20 protein-coding genes are annotated in these 17,285 nt (G+C 37.3%); all 20 read left to right on the forward strand.

The genetic code is table 11. The annotated features are described in order from the left end of the window. The first annotated feature begins 19 nt into the window (after positions 1 to 19). The 20 genes from HMJ38_RS01395 (at position 20) to HMJ38_RS01485 (ending at position 17,284) form a co-directional block, all read left to right on the forward strand. Positions 20 to 454 carry a DUF2147 domain-containing protein gene (locus HMJ38_RS01395; RefSeq protein WP_194972582.1) on the forward strand — a complete coding sequence of 145 codons (435 nt, stop codon included), beginning with the start codon at positions 20 to 22 and terminating at the stop codon, positions 452 to 454. 12 nt (positions 455 to 466) lie between these two features. Next, complete coding sequence (locus tag HMJ38_RS01400; protein WP_194972583.1) at positions 467 to 1,387, forward strand: SDR family NAD(P)-dependent oxidoreductase; 921 nt, start codon at positions 467 to 469, stop codon at positions 1,385 to 1,387. Positions 1,388 to 1,389: 2 nt separating this feature from the next. Next, positions 1,390 to 1,908 (forward strand): hypothetical protein, encoded by a 519-nt coding sequence (locus HMJ38_RS01405; RefSeq protein ID WP_194972584.1) that lies wholly within the window; start codon positions 1,390 to 1,392, stop codon positions 1,906 to 1,908. A gap of 22 nt (positions 1,909 to 1,930) precedes the next feature. After that, positions 1,931 to 2,467, forward strand: a complete 537-nt coding sequence (locus HMJ38_RS01410) for a TetR/AcrR family transcriptional regulator (protein WP_194972585.1) — start codon at positions 1,931 to 1,933, stop codon at positions 2,465 to 2,467. Between the two features lie 81 nt (positions 2,468 to 2,548). Continuing rightward, complete coding sequence (locus HMJ38_RS25730; RefSeq protein ID WP_394355044.1) at positions 2,549 to 2,908, forward strand: DUF6713 family protein; 360 nt, start codon at positions 2,549 to 2,551, stop codon at positions 2,906 to 2,908. A gap of 121 nt (positions 2,909 to 3,029) precedes the next feature. Then, entirely contained in the window at positions 3,030 to 4,097 is a 1,068-nt protein-coding gene (locus HMJ38_RS01415; protein WP_194972586.1) for a saccharopine dehydrogenase NADP-binding domain-containing protein, read from the forward strand. Positions 4,098 to 4,202: 105 nt separating this feature from the next. Next, entirely contained in the window at positions 4,203 to 4,598 is a 396-nt protein-coding gene (locus HMJ38_RS01420; RefSeq protein WP_194972587.1) for a DUF5367 domain-containing protein, read from the forward strand. 143 nt (positions 4,599 to 4,741) lie between these two features. Next, positions 4,742 to 5,014, forward strand: a complete 273-nt coding sequence (locus HMJ38_RS01425) for an SRPBCC family protein (protein ID WP_194972588.1) — start codon at positions 4,742 to 4,744, stop codon at positions 5,012 to 5,014. A gap of 148 nt (positions 5,015 to 5,162) precedes the next feature. After that, positions 5,163 to 5,732 carry a Crp/Fnr family transcriptional regulator gene (locus tag HMJ38_RS01430; protein ID WP_194972589.1) on the forward strand — a complete coding sequence of 190 codons (570 nt, stop codon included), beginning with the start codon at positions 5,163 to 5,165 and terminating at the stop codon, positions 5,730 to 5,732. Between the two features lie 87 nt (positions 5,733 to 5,819). Continuing rightward, positions 5,820 to 6,248, forward strand: a complete 429-nt coding sequence (locus HMJ38_RS01435) for a DUF2147 domain-containing protein (RefSeq protein ID WP_194972590.1) — start codon at positions 5,820 to 5,822, stop codon at positions 6,246 to 6,248. A 17-nt stretch (positions 6,249 to 6,265) separates the two neighbouring features. Continuing rightward, the gene (locus HMJ38_RS01440; protein ID WP_228779820.1) at positions 6,266 to 6,817 is read left to right on the forward strand and encodes an SRPBCC family protein; all 552 of its coding nucleotides are present in this window, start codon (positions 6,266 to 6,268) and stop codon (positions 6,815 to 6,817) included. After that, the gene (locus HMJ38_RS01445; RefSeq protein ID WP_194972591.1) at positions 6,807 to 7,676 is read left to right on the forward strand and encodes an SDR family NAD(P)-dependent oxidoreductase; all 870 of its coding nucleotides are present in this window, start codon (positions 6,807 to 6,809) and stop codon (positions 7,674 to 7,676) included. The genes HMJ38_RS01440 and HMJ38_RS01445 overlap by 11 nt, the downstream gene beginning before the upstream one ends. Positions 7,677 to 7,682: 6 nt before the next feature. Then, on the forward strand, positions 7,683 to 8,543 hold the full coding sequence (locus tag HMJ38_RS01450; protein ID WP_194972592.1) for an SDR family NAD(P)-dependent oxidoreductase: 861 nt from the start codon (positions 7,683 to 7,685) through the stop codon (positions 8,541 to 8,543). A 185-nt stretch (positions 8,544 to 8,728) separates the two neighbouring features. Continuing rightward, entirely contained in the window at positions 8,729 to 9,196 is a 468-nt protein-coding gene (locus HMJ38_RS01455; RefSeq protein WP_228779821.1) for a GbsR/MarR family transcriptional regulator, read from the forward strand. A 70-nt stretch (positions 9,197 to 9,266) separates the two neighbouring features. Next, entirely contained in the window at positions 9,267 to 10,631 is a 1,365-nt protein-coding gene (locus HMJ38_RS01460; RefSeq protein ID WP_194972593.1) for a TolC family protein, read from the forward strand. An 18-nt stretch (positions 10,632 to 10,649) separates the two neighbouring features. Next, on the forward strand, positions 10,650 to 11,702 hold the full coding sequence (locus tag HMJ38_RS01465) for an efflux RND transporter periplasmic adaptor subunit (RefSeq protein ID WP_194972594.1): 1,053 nt from the start codon (positions 10,650 to 10,652) through the stop codon (positions 11,700 to 11,702). Between the two features lies 1 nt (position 11,703). Then, a complete protein-coding gene (locus tag HMJ38_RS01470) occupies positions 11,704 to 14,862 on the forward strand; it encodes an efflux RND transporter permease subunit (RefSeq protein ID WP_194972595.1) in 3,159 nt (1,052 codons plus the stop codon). Between the two features lie 88 nt (positions 14,863 to 14,950). Beyond that, complete coding sequence (locus HMJ38_RS01475) at positions 14,951 to 15,181, forward strand: acyl carrier protein (protein WP_194972569.1); 231 nt, start codon at positions 14,951 to 14,953, stop codon at positions 15,179 to 15,181. A gap of 134 nt (positions 15,182 to 15,315) precedes the next feature. Further along, entirely contained in the window at positions 15,316 to 16,098 is a 783-nt protein-coding gene (locus HMJ38_RS01480) for a lipopolysaccharide kinase InaA family protein (RefSeq protein ID WP_194972570.1), read from the forward strand. A gap of 52 nt (positions 16,099 to 16,150) precedes the next feature. After that, on the forward strand, positions 16,151 to 17,284 hold the full coding sequence (locus HMJ38_RS01485) for a BamA/TamA family outer membrane protein (RefSeq protein WP_194972571.1): 1,134 nt from the start codon (positions 16,151 to 16,153) through the stop codon (positions 17,282 to 17,284). The last annotated feature ends 1 nt before the right edge of the window (position 17,285 follow it).

Below are 17,285 nucleotides of genomic sequence, written 5' to 3' on the forward strand. Positions count from 1 at the left end.
TAAATTAAAACAAAAAACAATGAAAAAAATCAAATCAACAATCGTAATGGTATTTATTGCTATCACCAGCCTAATGGCTCAAAACAAGTCAGATGACATAATCGGCATCTGGGAAACAGAAACAAAAGATGCCAAGATGGAAATCTTTAAGGATGGTAGCATTTACTATGGAAAATTACTTTGGGGCGACAAAATTGTTGAATCCGACGGAAAGACTTCAAAAAAAGACAGTAAAAACACAGACGAAAAATTACGGAGCAGAGACATTATCGGAATAGTTAATCTTTATGGATTGAGGTATGAAAACGGCACCTATGTAGACGGCACAATATATGACCCACCAAGTGGTAAAACATACGATTGCAAAGCATGGATTGAAAATGGTAAACTTCAACTACGTGGTTACATAGGATTTTCTCTAATAGGACGTACAGCAACTTGGAATAAACTTTAAAACAAATAAAAAATGAGCAAAACAGTATTTATCACAGGAACAAGCTCTGGCTTTGGAAAAGCAATGGTGGAACTATTCGCAAGCAAAGGCTGGAATGTAGCAGCGACAGTAAGGAACAAATCGGAACATGCCGATTTGTTTAAAGGATTGCAAAATGTAAAAATCTATGAATTGGATATTTCGGACTACCGACAAGTTAATGAAGTTGGTAATGCCGTAATTTCTGACTTTAAGAAAATAGATGTAGTAGTTAACAATGCAGCTTATTGCCTTATGGGTCCAACCGAAACTACCACAATGGAACAAATTGAAAATCAATTTAAGACCAATGTTTTCGGATTGATGGCTGTTTCAAAAGCTTTTATTGCTCACTTCCGAGAATATAAAGAAGGCTTATTCATCAATATTGCTTCATCAAGCGCAAGGTTCAATTATCCATTTGTAGCAAGTTACGGAGGAAGTAAGTGGGCTGTTCGAGGAATAAGTGAAAGTTTGGGAATAGAACTGAAACCCTTTGGTATTGAAGTAAAGACCATCTATCCAGGCGTACATGCCACTAGAATCTTTACTAAACTGGATCTTGGAGTAAAAGCTGTAAACCAAGTTTATTCTGATATCTACAAAACTTATTTTGTTAATTTTCTTGGTGCCCAATCTTCCGTAACAAATGTTACTTCACCCGAGAGCATTGCAATGGAAGTCTACAAGGCTGCAATTAAACCAAAGGCAGGAAAGCTAAACATAGTTTCTGGAGGTGATGCCAAAATGTTTGATTTTATGAAAAAAATTCTCCCAGAAAGGGGCTTTCAACAACAATTACTCAATTCAATTCTCAACCCCATATCTGCCGGGCAAGTAAGAATGTTCAAATGGATATTGGGGAAAAATATAAAACCTCTATACACTAGTATTCCAGAAGAACTAACAAAGTAAAAATGGACTTTATACAACATACGACTAATTGGGTTAAAGGCGAAATATTTGAAGCGACCATTTTTGGAGCATTCGGCTTATTGACCATTATCTGCTCTCTACTGTTTTGGAAATTTGGCGAAACGCCAAATTCCAAAGCAGTAATTATTCCTTTTGCAGTAGTAGGGTTATTCTTTTTGGTAACAGCCGTTTCAGGAATTATAAGTAACAACAAGAGACTTGAAGAATATAACGAAGCATATCAAAAGAGCAAAGCCGAGTTTGTGATAAGCGAGAAAAAGAGAGTGGAAGACTTTCAGTATCTATACAAAATGACAATCATTATTGCTGCGGTATGCTTTGCCATTGCCGTTTGTTTTTTTCTGTTTACTAATAATCATATTTTAAGATCCATCGGACTTGCAATGATTATTTTCGGATTGACTGGACTCATCATTGACTACTTTTCAAAAGAGCGGGCGGATGACTATTATAAGGTAATTACAGCGCAAATTGAAAAAAACCATATTTTTGAAAATTGAAAAGATTTTGCAATTACATGGAATGAAAACAGACCACATAGATATTTGGATAAAAAAGGCATACAGAATTTTTGCCCTAAACGGACAAGAAGGGCTTAAAATTGAACGACTTGCTAAGGAAGTTGGAAAAAGCAAATCCTCCTTTTATCATCACTTTGCCGACCTTGATTTATTTATTGATACGCTATTGGAATATCATCTCGATCAATTACAAGTAATTACAGAAAAAGAAAATCAGGCACAATCCATTGATCCTGATCTAATTAATATTTTTATTGAGCATAAAATTGACTTTTTATTCTACAAACAATTGCTTGTGAATAAACATCAGGAAGTTTATCAAAAGACTTTACTCAAATCAAATAAGGTGATAGAAAAAGTATTTGAGATGAACTGGGTGAACGACATTAACCCTAAGCTTGAAAAAAGGCAAATAGATGCCATTTTATCCCTAATTGTGGAAAATTTCCTTTTGCAGAATACGGTTGATAATATGAACTACGATTCCTTATCCGAATATTTCACAAACCTAAAAAAGATAACCACTAACCTATTTTAATTAGAATTGGACGGTAGCGACTAAAACCTTCAACTCCCAAGACATATTTTTGAGGCTTAATATTTAAATCAGGCTTTAATTATGTCAGGTCATATTTTCTTTTTTCTAGGGCTCTCATTGCTCACGATGCATGAAATGGATGCGGTACGTTGCCAAGAATGGAGGATTTTTCCCGGTCTTTCTTATTTCAGCAGTGAATGGGGGTATAAAATTTTCATATTTCTGCATCTGCCGCTGTACTATTTCATCTTTTGGCAGCTAACCAACAGCCAAAACCCGAATGCCTTTATAAGTGGATTTAATGCTTTTATGATTGTCCATTTAGTACTTCACATACTCTTTTTATGCCACAAACATAACAAATTCAAAGATTGGATTTCTTGGTCATTAATAATTGGGGCAGCTTTATGTGGGGTAATTGATTTAATAATCAAAACATGAAATCGAGCCTGCCTACCGGACAGACAGGCATGATGCAGGCAACGTACGGAGGGATGATTATAATTGCGAGATTCCATGTGACCTTTGAAAAACAATTATAAACACATGAAAATGTAATACAATGAATAAAAAAATACTGGTGATAGGCTCAAATGGTATTTTGGGAAAGCATATCGTGGAAAAACTAATTCTTCAATTTGGAATTAGCCAGATAATAATATCTGATTATAAAGAAAAAAGGATACTAAAGCAGGAATCACAATTTGCCAGCAAGTTTGGTCAATCGCCCTTGTCAAGGGTGATTGATATTAATTCCATTGAGAGCATAAAGAAAGGAATATATGATGTTGCTCTGGTAGTTGTCGCCATCCAGCAAAAAAATCCCAATATTCAAAAACTCTGTCTTGAGAAAGGAATAAATAGCATTGAAGTGTCAGTAAATCCGGGCTTTATTGAAAAGGTGCTGGATTTGAATTCGGTAGAAAACCATTCGAGTTTACAAATTATCACAGGAGGTTTGTTTCCAGGGCTATCCGGAATTTTAGCAAAAGAAATATCGAAGAATGGATTAGTTGATGAAACAGTTGAAGTTGGTTTGCTTCAGTCTTCCAAGGGTACAAATGGCAAAACAGGAGTTTTGGATATGCTTAAAATATTCAACAGTAAGGTTAGGCTTTTTAAAACTAATTCCACAGCCGAATATGCAGGCTTTTCCCTAATAAAGAGGTTTCAATTCCCAATGCCCTTTGGAACCAAAGAACTACGTCTTGCTAATTTTATAGAAAGAGATTACCTCAAAGTAGCTGGAATTACCTCAAATTACTGGACTGCATTTGATAAACAATCTTTGAACAGCTTAATCTTTGTTTTTAGAAAACTTGGGATATTAAAATTAACGACAAATAAAATATTTGGAAACTTAATGGCTTCCATGATATCCAAGTCAAGCAAGAAAAGTATTGATGAAAGCATAGGTTTGATCGCAACTAATGATAGAAAAAGTATTGCACTCGTCTTAAGGTCAGATTACGAAGCAACAGCTGTCTGCATTGTAGCCTACTCAAAATCAATTCTGTCAAATAAAACTAGTATAACAGGAGTAAGATTCCCATTTGAGATATTTTCATTTTCTGAAATTGAACCTGATTTGAAAGATGTCATCAAAAAAAAAGCAAGGATCGAATCATAAAATCGAGCCTGCCTACCGGACAGGCAGGCATAACGCAGGCGACGCACGGCGGGGTGATTGTAATTGCGAGATTCCATGTGGCAACTGAAAAACAATTATAAACACATGAAAATAAACGATATGGATTATAAAAAATTCAGTCTATTTCTCGGATTTATGGTTTGGCTTATGGCAACAATTGCTTTTAGGTTTGCCGGGCAGTATTTCTTCCTCACAGACAACACGTTGGTAATGGTTGGTCTTTACATTTTGGTTGTACCTGTTCTGGGTGTTTTAGCAAATTGGGTCTTCAATAGTTATCAACTTGGCAGGTTGGAAAGTATTCAATCCGCTACATTAATCGTCCTTCCCGGAATGGCCTTTGATACTTTTATTATTATATTTTTCCCTGTTGTCTTGCCAAATTTACCACCGACGGACGCTCCAATTTTTGGCTCGTGGTTGATGTGGGCTTATGCCAGTGTGTTGGCATTTGGATTAACAAGAAAAGAAAGTAGCTAACTTCATAATTTTTCGTCTGTTTATATTTTGATTTTCAACGGTCAGATGGAATCTCGCAACGATAATCATCCCAGTGTGTGACGGTTACGTCATGCTCGATTTCATTTGGTAAATTAAATTTGTTCATAAATGGTTAATATTACTTGAAAATCAACTCGAAAACTGGTGGAGCTAAAATTCATTCAATGCTTCACACCGTTGAGCCTTGTAAAAACTTCGGTTGGACAGGAAAGACTTTCGGAATGTTTGCTATACACAATTGGACACTAACAGAACTCAATGGGCAAACCATTGTATCTGTGGACGAAAGTATGAAAGGCTTGCTTGCAAAGCTTTTAAAACGTTCATTCAATAAAAATTTAGAAAAAGGAATGCAGAACTGGTTGGACTTATTAAAACAGGAATGTGAAAAATAAACGACATATTCTACCATCTCTAAAATTGTGCTGGTACTTAATTAAAAGTTGTCGAAGAATTGTTTTTTTTGAATATTCAATTGGTTTTTACCATTTGGTAAATCAAGAAAAACAAGATAAACTTAACTTTGCCAATTAATAAAATGATATGCAACAGCTTATAGATACAATTTTACAGTTCGGTTCATTGACAAATCAACAAATAGAACTGATAAAGTCAAAGACTGAAACCCGAAAAATGAAAGCAGGAGACTACTTTTCTGAAGCAGGTAAAACAGCCAATCACGTTGGTTTTATAATCAATGGTATTTTCCGAGTTTGCTACTATAACAAGGACGGAAACGAGATAACACGGTATTTTATTGACGAAAATAATTTTTTGGTTGACTTGAATAGCTTTTCTTATCAGATACCTTCCAGTGAATACATTCAGGCGGTTACTGATGTTGAATTAGTCGTTTTTAAAAGAAGTAGCCTAACAGACTTAGCAAACACTATCGTAGGTTGGGATAAAATCACCAATCAAATTACCACAAAAGCCCTTTTAGACAAAGTGAGTCGAATCAGCCCAATGGTTGCGGAAGATGCAACTACACGTTATCAAAACTTTTTAGAGCAGTTTCCTGAAATGGCTCTGAGGATACCGCTTTCTTATTTAGCCTCTTACTTAGGCATCACACAACAGTCACTTAGCCGTATAAGAAAAAATATAAGCTAATATTACTTTTTACCATTTGGTAAATCTTCTGCCAAATGAAGTACCAACCTTTGCTGAGTAATTAATAAACAAATTAAAAGTTCAGCAATGAAGTACATTATTTCAGCATTAACAGTATTTCTGTTCGTAACCGCAGAAATTAAAGCCCAAACCATTGAAGGGACTTGGCAATATAAGGACGATCTTAGGGTTACTTATTTTCTTGATAAAGAAGGCAAACTATGCAATAAAATAGTTTGGCTAAAAGAAGCTAAGGATGAAAATGGCAATCCTAAACTTGATGCCAAAAACCCCGACAAGAGTTTGAGAAATAGACCTGTAATTGGAATGACTTCCATATCAGGTTTAAAATACAAAGGAAATAACATTTGGGAAGGTGGTTTCGCTTACGATTTCGAATCAGGCAGAACGTATAAATGCAAGTTGGAATTGGTTGATGCAAATACCATAAAACTCAGTGCTTATTTTTTAGGAATTCCTTTTTCAGCCGAACAGAAAAAGGTAAGTATTAACTAACTCAAATTATGGTACTAATGATAACTAAATTTACTATGGCGGCACTCTTAGCAACAATTGCCATTATAGGTACTGCGAATGCTCAACGTACTAAAAAATTTCCTGAAACCAAAGCGGAAATAATCATCAATGCACACATTGATACAGCCTTTAATTATATAGTGCCAGTTGATTTATCCTTGATTTTCAAAAGGTATAAACGACTCCCAGCGGTTGTAAAGACAGACGAAAATGAGATTTGGTTTAAACCTGGTTTAACCCGAACGGTCTATTTTGATGATGGGACAACCGCAAAAGAAACTTTACTAACTGTAGAACAATGCCAATCATTTACTTATAAAATCGAAGACTTCACCTCTCAATTGAGGTTTCTAGCCAAAAGAGTGGAAGGTAATTGGCAGTTTACCGCAATGGAAAATGGGCACACTTATATTGAATGGACCTATACCATCATTCCAAAAAACTTTATTACACGCTTTATTATCAGGCATTTTATCCTTAAAGATATCAATGGCCTGCTAAACAATGGCTTGTTGATTATTAAAGAAAATCTTGAAAATGAAGAATAAATATGTGTTGATCACCGGTGCCTCTTCCGGGATGGGGGAGGCTACCGCCATTTTGTTGGCAAATAGTGGCTATAAAGTATTTGCCGGAGTAAGATCAGTATCGGCAATTCAGAAGTTGAAAAATCTTCGGAACCCTAATATTATACCACTAAAATTAGATGTCACTAAGGAATGCGACATCACTGAGGCAGTTGATCAGATAAAAAGCATAGTTGACAGCTTTGGTCTTTTTGCCCTGATCAACAATGCCGGAAATAATTATAGTACGCCTACTGAATTGTACGAGGAGGAAAAAGCAAGAAACCTTATGGAGACCCATTTTTGGGGCATGGCATCCTTGACAAGACATTGTATTCCATTGCTACGGCTTTATGCAAAACAGTTTCCTGAAGGAGCAAGAGTCATAAGTGTGGGTTCAGTGGGGAGTATTTCTGCATTTCCTTTTATTCAGTTTTACAACGCAGCAAAGTTCGCCATACTTGGCTTTACTAAATCCCTTCGCTTTGAGTTGAAACCTCAAAATATACATCTGTCCGTGATTTTGCCGGGATCTGTCAAAACTGAGATTTGGAGAAGAACAGAAGAAACGATTCAGGAAACGCTGGGAAATTTAGAAGGTCACCAAGCGGATTTGTACAAGGAGAATATCTTAGCAGCTGCCAAACTGTCTTCAAGTCTTGAAAAAAACGGAGTAAGCTCAGAAAATGCAGGAAAGATTTTTAAAAAGGTATTGGAAACCCGAAGACCCAAACTCAAATACTTTATCGGAATGGATGCCAAAGCGGTGAATTTTATGGTGAAGTATCTTTCTGATACTGATAGACATTGGATCATGAACAAACAGTTAAAATTTAAGTGATTAATTATGGAAAACAAAAAAAGAATTTTGATCACAGGTGCAACAAGTGGAGTTGGTAAAGCAGCTGCCATGGCTCTAGCCGGAAGTGAAAATGAGTTGATTCTTATCGCCAGGAACGAAAAAAAGGGGGAAGCAATCAAAAGGGAGATACTAAATCTTAATCCATCCGCAAAGGTCTGCCTACTTTTTGGAGACCTCTCTTTGTTGCAAGATATCCGGAAAGTGGCAAGGCAATTTCAGAATAAATTCGAAAGCTTGGACGTGCTTATCAATTGTGCAGGTTTAGTATCAAGTGATAGGGTAGAAACTTCGGAGGGAATCGAACAAACGCTTGCAGTAAATTACCTATCGCATTATCTGCTTTCCAATTTACTCCTTCCGGAATTAAAAAAATCGAATCAAGGTAGGATTATCAATGTGGCATCTCTAATTCCTCCAATTGCAAAGGTTAATTTTGATGATCTTAATAGCGAAAAAAATTACAATGGAATTAAAGCATATCTTCAGTCCAAAGTGGCAGATGTAATGTTTACCTACGACCTGGCTGAGGAATTGAAACATACAAATGTGACAGTCAATGCAGTGCATCCTGGGGTAGTAAAGACGAATTTGGGAGTAAATACCTCCAAAGGTTTTCTTTACCTCTTTGTAAAATTCTCTGAAAAATTTGTGGCAATTACGCCAGAAAAATCTGCTAAAAGAATCGTTTACCTTGCTACGGATCCTGGACTTTCAAAAATTACAGGGAAGTATTTTAAAGGTGGTAAAAAACCTGTTGCCACCAACTCATTCTCAAATAATCCAGAAAATAAAAAAAAGCTGAAAAAATTAAGTATTCAGATGGCTGGTCTAGGTGAATCAGTTTAAATTTTATAATAATTATAATACATTGAATAACAAGTGTTTATATTACAAAGAATTATTAATTTCCGTTGAGGCATTAGGTCTTTGAGACAACAAAAAAATATAATGTAAAATATTTGGTTCTTTTTTTGGTGAACAAACAAAACCTTATTAATATTGCAGCGTTAAGAAACCAAAATAACTACTGAATGTCTTCATCATTAAGCGAAAGCCAAAAAGATCTAATTGAAAGAATTGGTGTTTACCATGAACAGCAGGGTATGCAACCATTAATGGGAAGGATCTTGGGACTATTGCTTATTCTTGATGATGCAGAAGCTACTTTCGAAGACATCATTGAGCATCTGAATGTCAGTAAAAGTGCAGTGAGTACGGCTCTAAATGTGATGCAAATCCAAAATAGAGTAGCGTATAGAACCAAACCTGGGGAGCGAAAAAGGTATTTTTATCTCAATATGGGTAATTGGGAAAAAGATATCGAAAAGGAATTACATGAAATTGCTAAAGTAGGGGAATTTGTACAAGAAGCTTTAACATTAAGAAGCAACAAAAAGACTGAGTTCAATAGTTACCTTCAAAATTTATGTCAGTTTATGGAATACTTTAAAAAACAGATACCACGATTGTTCAGGGATTTTGAGAATAGCAAATCTTAAAAAATTTACCCATTAAGTTCTTTTTTAACAGAACAAAAAGAAATAAATATAATAAACTGTATAGACTATTATGGAAAAACAAATAGTACTTGTGATTTGCCTTTTATTTTCCAATGTATCTGTCTTTGGTCAAACCACTGTCACGGAAACATCTGATCCAGTGAATCTAAAGACAGCCATTCGATTGGGATTGGAAAACAGCAGGATGCTAAAAAAGGCATACTTAGATGAAACGTCGGCCGGATTTCGGAGAAATGAAGTTCGAGGTGCCGGTCTACCTCAATTAAGCGCTTATGGGGATTACAATCACTTTATTGATGTATTTCCCCAAGCCGTACCCGGAGGGCTTTTTGGGCCTGGAGTGCCGGGTAGTATTGATGTCATTGCCTTAGGTATTCCCCATACGCTTAGAGGAGGATTGCAGATTAATCAGCTTTTATTTAATAGTTCCTTTATCATTGGATTGAAAGCTGCAAAGACTTCAGAAGAATTTTATCGGGTGATGTCTGCTCAGACTGAAGAAGAAGTGATCTATGACATTACCATGAATTATCTCGGAGCTTCGCAGATGGAACTGCAAAAAGAAAACCTCCTTGCCAATATTACCCAGTTGACCGGACTTGAAAAAATCCTTCAAGCACAAGTAGATAACGATATCGTCAGAAAAGTGGATTTGAATAGGGTGAAAGTAAGCCTAGCTTCATTGGAAAGTGAACTTGAAAATCTTGAAATAGACATATTTCAAAGGATAAGTTATTTGAAATTGATCATGGGAATTCCAATTCAAACTGCTCTCAGTCTTGATGTAAGCTCCGGATTCTCAGTTGAAAATGTCAAATTCTTTGAACTCAGCGATTTTTATCCTGAAATGAGAAAAGACATACAAGCGCTAAAAATCCAAAAGACACTCTTGGACTATGAAATAAAAAATTTTCAAGCAGCCAATCACCCTTCTCTGGTTGCTTTCGGAGATATTAACAGAAATGCATTTTCCAATGAGTTTGACTTTTTGAGTCAAGGCAAAGTCTGGTATCAAGGCTTTTTGGTAGGTATAAAACTTGAAGTGCCCATTTTTGACGGATTTGTAAACAGATCAAAAGTCGCTCAGTCAAAAGTAAGGATGAGTCAATTTGAAGAAGATATGAGATTGGCAGAAGATGCAGCCGAAATGGAATATACAAATGCACAAAAAAAATATTTCAATTCCATCAGGACACTTAGAGCATTGGAGGAAAATTTAAAGCTTTCCAACGAAGTCATGGAAGAAACCAAATTACTATACAATGAAAGTTTAAGTCCTTTGTCTGATCTTTTGGATGCTGAATCTGTCCAAAGACAAGCCCAAAGCAGCTACAATAACCAACTTATACAAGTTCAGATCGCCCAAGTTGAAATCTTGAAATCAACCGGCCGCATCAAATCGCTTCTATTATAACAAATAATCTTAATCAAAATGAAAAAATTTATCATTCTGCTATTGGTATTCTCAGGCATTGGTTCTGTAGCTTTTACCCTATTTAAAAATAAAAATGAAATGGCTGAAAGCATAGAATCAGCTATGAAAAGCGTGTCACATGTTCCTGTTACTATTGAAAAAGTAAGAAGAATGTCTTTGGAAAGGAATTTTGAATCCAATGGAGTTTTTGAAGCACATCAGGAAATTACCTTAATGTCAGAAACCGCCGGGGCAATTATACAGATTTTTAAGAAGAAAGGAGATTATGTGAAGAAAGGAGATCTGATTTTACAGATTGATGACCGACTGATTCAATCTGAATTAGCCATTGCAAAATTAAATCATGAAAAATTCGGTAAGGACCTGAATCGCTTTGTCAACCTTGCTGAAACTGAAGCGATTACAAAAAAGCAGCTAGAGGAGAGTGAAATGGATCTTAAAGTATCAGAAGCCCAACTCAAGGCCATTTATAAAAGAGCGGAAGACACCCAAATCAAAGCCCCGATTTCAGGCTATATCAATGAGGATTTTTATGAGACCGGAGTATTGGTAAGCCCTGGAATGCCACTAGCGAACATCATCAATAAGAATCCGCTGAAATTGAAACTATACGTTTCAGAATATGAAGTCGCTAAAGCAAAAATTGGTGAGGTCCTGCCAGTAAGGGTCAATGCTATCCCTAACAAAATGTTTGAAGGAGCTGTCAGTTTCATTTCAGACAAAGCAGACGGTTCATTCAAATATGAGGTAATCGTAACCCTCATAGGAGAAGACCTTGAAAGTATCAAACCTGGAATGTTTGGAACTGCTGAATTTACTTCCAAAGACACTTATTCCTCTTTGGTCATCAATAGACAGTCGCTGACAGGAGGACTTAAAAACCCGGGTGTGTTTGTGATTAACAATGATGTTGCGGTTTACAAACCTATAGCTGTAAGGGCTGTAAATATTTCTCTGTTAGAAGTCATTGATGGTTTGCAGGAAGGTGATGAAATCATTGCTTCGGGATTGCTCAATGTTAAGGAAGGTATCAAAGTAAAAGTACAATAAGATGCAAATCACTAAAATATCAATTAAAAGATCATCCATGGTGGTGGTGCTTTTTACGGTTCTGACGCTTTTGGGAATATTTTCTTACACACAATTATCCTATGAACTATTACCTAAGTTTAGTCCCAATATTGTCACAATTACCACATTTTATCCAGGGGCCTCACCTGAAGAGGTGGAGAATTCCCTTACAAAAGAATTGGAGGACGCCGTAGCATCTCTGGAGGGTATTGCATCGATACAATCTACATCACTTGAAAGTGTGTCTATTATTACCATTGAGTTGGCAGATGGTACTGATGTTGATCTGTCCATTCAAGATGCACAGCGTAAAATCAACTCCATACTTGGTAATCTTCCTGAAAGCATTGACCCTCCAAGTCTGGCAAAATTTGACCTGGGAGATTTGCCAATCATGCAGATGGCTGTGTATTCGAACCTTGCTACAGCCGATTTCTATGACCTTGTAAAGAATAGAATTCAACCATCATTGGCGCAATTGGAAGGAGTGGCCCAGGTAAATATGCTTGGAGGAACTGAAAGGGAAATCAAAATCAACCTCGACAGAAATAAACTTGAAGCTTATAAGATATCTTCTTTACAGGTAGTACAAGCTATCAGTACTTCAAATCTTGATTTTCCAACCGGTAGGATTAAAAACAATGAAGGCCAGATATTGATAAGGCTTGCAGGTAAATTTTCAACTTTAAAAGAAATGGAAGAACTGGTGATCAGTTACCTTCCTGACCAATCTCCCATCCGTATTAAAGATATAGCAGAAGTTCAGGATGACTTTAAGGAGGCAAGTATTATCAATCGTCTTAATGGAAACAATGCCATCGGTTTGACCATACAGAAGCAATCCGATGCCAATGCAGTGGATGTTGCGCATAAGGTACAATCAAATTTGCATGCACTTGAAGAAGTGTATCAAGCTCAGGAATTGAAATTCCAAATCTCCCAAGACAGTTCGGAGTTTACCTTGGAAGCTGCAAATGATGTCATCAAGGATCTTTTAATCGCAGTAGTTCTGGTTGCTATCATTATGCTTCTTTTTTTGCACAGTATTCGGAATGCTGTGATAGTCATGATTGCTGTACCGGCTTCAATTGTGGCCACCTTCACGGTCATGTTTCTAGCCGGATTCACACTCAACCTAATGAGCCTGCTAGCACTTTCTTTAGTTGTTGGGATACTGGTAGATGATGCAATAGTAGTAATTGAAAATATCTATCGGCATCTTGAAATGGGAAAATCCATTGCTCAGGCTTCTTACGACGGAATTCGTGAAATTGGTGCGACAGTGGTTTCCATTACACTGGTAATTGTGGTAGTTTTTGTTCCATTGGCTTTAACTGGTGGACTAATATCGGGCATTCTGACACAGTTCAGTATTACAGTTGCCACCGCCACTTTGATCAGCTTGCTGGTAGCATTTACTTTGATACCTCTTTTGACTTCCCGTTTTTCAAAATTAGAACACCTAAACAATAATTCCTTTTTTGGGAAAATTATAATAGTTTTTGAAAAAGGTTTAGATGCCTTTGTGGAATGGATAGTAAATATTTTAAGATGGGGCTTTGGTCATAAAATCGCTGTCCTATCAGCCACACTGCTATTATTCATTGCTTCATTGATGTTGGTAACTCAAGGCTTTGTTGGGAGTGAATTTATCAATGAAGGGGATAGAGGAGAATTTATTTTGAGATTAGAACTTCCAAAAGACGCTACTTTAGAGCAGACCAATTTTAAAACATTGGAAATTGAGGAATACTTATCCTCTTTGCCTGAAGTAACTGAAATTTTTACTACAGTCGGAATTTCAAGTGGGAGTTTTTCAGGGTCTCAGTCTGTGCCCTACACCTCAGAGGTTTCAGTTAAATTATTACCTAAAAAATCACGGGATTTAACAGGGCCCGAAATCGCTAGAAATATAGAGCGGTATTTGGAAGAAAACATCATCGGTGCAGAATATACAGCAATTCCAATATCCATTTTAGGAACTGCAAATGATGCTCCTATACAGGTAATAGTTTCAAGCCCTGACCAGGATAATTTATACAAAGCAGCCGAAATGGTCTTGGCTACTTTATCGGAAATAGAAGGGGTAAGAAAAATAGAAAGTTCTCTGGAAGATGGCAATCCTGAAATTCAGGTGAATGTAGACCGAATACTCATGAATGAGCTGGGACTTTCATTGGATGTAGTGGGAGGTACACTTCAGGTGGCATTTAATGGCAATGATGATTCCAAATTTAGAGATGGAGCATTTGAATATGACATCCTGGTCAAGTTAAATGAGTTTGACAGGAAATCCATTTCTGATGTTGAAAACATAACTTTCACAAATAATAGGGGGGAACTTATCAAGTTGAATCAATTTGCAGAAATCTCCCAATCAGAGGGTCCTACTAAACTGGAAAGAAGGAATAGAATTTCTTCAATAAAAATCCAATCTCAGGTTGCAGGTGTTCCTTCTGGCACAGTAGGCGCTGAATTACAGTCTAAGATTGCACTTTTAGATCTACCGGATCAGGTACAGATTACCTATGATGGTGATATGAAAAGCCAAAGTGAGGGTTTTGAGAGTTTGGGAATAGCTCTTTTGGCTTCCATTCTTCTCATTTACCTAATTATGGTGGCTTTGTACGATTCTTACATATACCCCTTAGTGGTTATGTTTTCACTTCCATTAGCCATTATAGGGGCTTTGCTTGCACTCGCACTGACCAAAGGTACATTGAGTATATTCAGCATTATGGGCCTGATCATGCTGATGGGACTCGTAGCCAAAAATGCCATTTTGTTGGTGGACTTCACCAATCAACTTAAAGCCGTAGGTGTACCTTTAAAAAAGGCTTTGGAAAAGGCAGTTACAATACGCTTTAGGCCAATTTTGATGACTACGCTTGCCATGGTGTTTGGAATGCTGCCGATCGCTTTGGCTGGTGGGGCAGGTGCTGAATGGAAAAACGGTCTTGCCTGGGTAATCATAGGAGGTCTGATATCTTCTATGTTTCTCACACTTATAGTGGTGCCTTTGATCTATTACATTTTTGATAGGATCATGCAAATTCTTGGGAAGGATAAAAAGAAGGAAATCCAGATTGAGGAAACCTCGGTGGAGGAATTTGAATCAGAGGCAGCTGCCTATGTATAAGACCTTGGGTATTGCCGGGAGGATTTTTCGGAACTCCCGGCACCAGGGCACAATTATATAAAATCAATCAACATTTTAGAAAACAGATATGAAGAATTTTAACAAACTAAAAAGGATGACCCATGTATTCCATCAATACGGGATCTACCTCACCGGAAAAAAGAGATTTGATGACTTATACGAAGTCCATAAAATGGATCAGATATTCGTAATGGGTCTGATCTATGAGCTTGAAATAGTCAGCCGTAACCACATGAAAGATGAAGATGCTTACCGGATCAAGGCTCCTGCACAGATCATTGAGTTGCTGATCGCCTGATTGGATTTTTAAGGAGGGCTCCGGATCAAAGGAGTGATTAAGTTAGATGATAAGGCTTTTTCTCCGGTTCCCTCCATTCTTCAGATTTAGTCTTGGCCTCAATTAAACACGGACAGTAAAGCATTTGATAAAAAATGAAACAGGTGATGAAAATCAATGATCGGTTTATGTTTCTGGAAGGATTCCTGAACAGACTTCCTTTTGTCTTCGGAGGCATGGACGGTTTGATTTTTAAAAAGAGGAACACAATCAAACTGCAAACCATTTCCGATCAAAAAGTGGTGATCAAGTCCTTTGAGAAAATTTATCTTGCCAATAGATTTATCTACAGGTTTTTCCGTGACAGCAAAGGTAAAAGAGCTTTTGAAAATGCGATCTATTTTCTTTCACAGGGGATAAATACACCGCAGCCCATAGCCTACCTGGATTGCTACAGTAATTGGTTTTTTAAATCGGGGTATTTCATCTGCGAATATTCCGATTTTCCGACACTGGAGAGCTTTCAGGATCTTGAGGGCACTGAAAAAAAGAAAGCGCTTTTTGATTTGGGGAATTTCATCATTGACTTACATCAAAAAGAGATCTATCACCTGGATTTTTCACTGAGCAATATACTTTTCAAGAAAATGGATGGTACCTACCGATTCTCTTTGGTGGACAACAACAGGGTAAAAATCAAACAGATTACGCTTAAAATGGGAGTGAAAAGCCTGATAAGACTCGGATTGCCCAATAATGATATGATTTTCCTGATTGAGTACTATGCCCAAAGAAGAGGACTCGATGAAAATAAAATCCTTAAAATATATTTTAAATATAAATATGATCAGGAAGTAAAATACAAGAGAAAAATTCTGCTTAAAAAACTCGCAAAACAACTTTTTCACTTTTCACTAAAGTCAAAGTCCAGTTTATAAATCAGTTTCGATCAGGAATGTCCAATTGTATCAACCAATCAGCTTTGCCCCAATGAAATACATTCTAAGTGCTCTTATTTTCTTATTTATGATTCCGGAGATAAAAGCCCAGAACAAATCTTTGGTCAGGAAGTATTTGGAAGGATTTGGAAACAACAGCCAAAATCTTTCCAGGCCCCAATTTTTGGTATATCCGACCATCGGTTATTCCCCGGAGACCAATACGGAATTCGGATTGAGCGGACTGTATTTATATTATGTCAATCAGGATACTTCAAACAGGCTGAGCGAGATCACGGCAAGGGGTTTTTATACCCTTGAAAACCAATACGGCGCCTTTGTCGAACATGCCCTGTACAGTGACAGAGACAAATGGTTTTTCCTTGGGAACCTCAGGTACCAGAGCTTCCCCTTATCCTTCTTCGGAATAGGGGCAAACAGTACCCTGGACGATGAGCAGATAGTTGCTGCCAACCAACTGTTGATCAAAGAACGGGTACTTAGGAGGTTGAAACGTAATTTCTATTTCGGTCTTGAACTGGAGTTGAACAATACCTCTCAGGTAAGTTTCAGTAAGCCGGAAAATTTTGAAGGTGAAAATCCAATAGTGGGAATGAACGGATTTACGACCTTTTCGACAGGAATCGGATTTGTGCTGGATTCCAGGCACAATGTGCTGAACGTGAGGGACGGGTACTTTTCAGAATTGGCCGTATTGGGATCTTTTGACAATTTGGGGAGTGATTATTCCTTTGGTTCGGTAATCAGTGATACGCGCTATTTTAAAAGTATAAGGAAAAACCAGGTCCTGGCCCTGCAGCTTTTGGGACAGTTTACCTGGGGCGATGTGCCGTTCAACCAGCTTCCCCAATTGGGCGGTCCGAATCTTTTGCGGGGCTATTATCAGGGCAGGTTCAGGGATAATAATCTGATGGCGGCCCAGGTGGAATATAGGTTTCTGCCATTCCCGTTAAAGTTTACAGAAAGGATAGGGGGTGCTGTATTTGCCTCGGTCGGCACTGTGTATGATCAGCCCCATAAAGTGGACTTCGGAAAAATGAAAGGTACAGCCGGTGCAGGTTTGAGATACCTGTTGTTTCCCCAGAAGGATATTTATGTCCGGTTGGATTATGCTTTTACGCGGGAAGGGAATGCTTTCTATATCTACATAGGGGAGGCTTTTTAGC

This window comes from Aquiflexum lacus (genome assembly GCF_015476655.1).
Lineage (GTDB): Bacteria > Bacteroidota > Bacteroidia > Cytophagales > Cyclobacteriaceae > Aquiflexum > Aquiflexum lacus.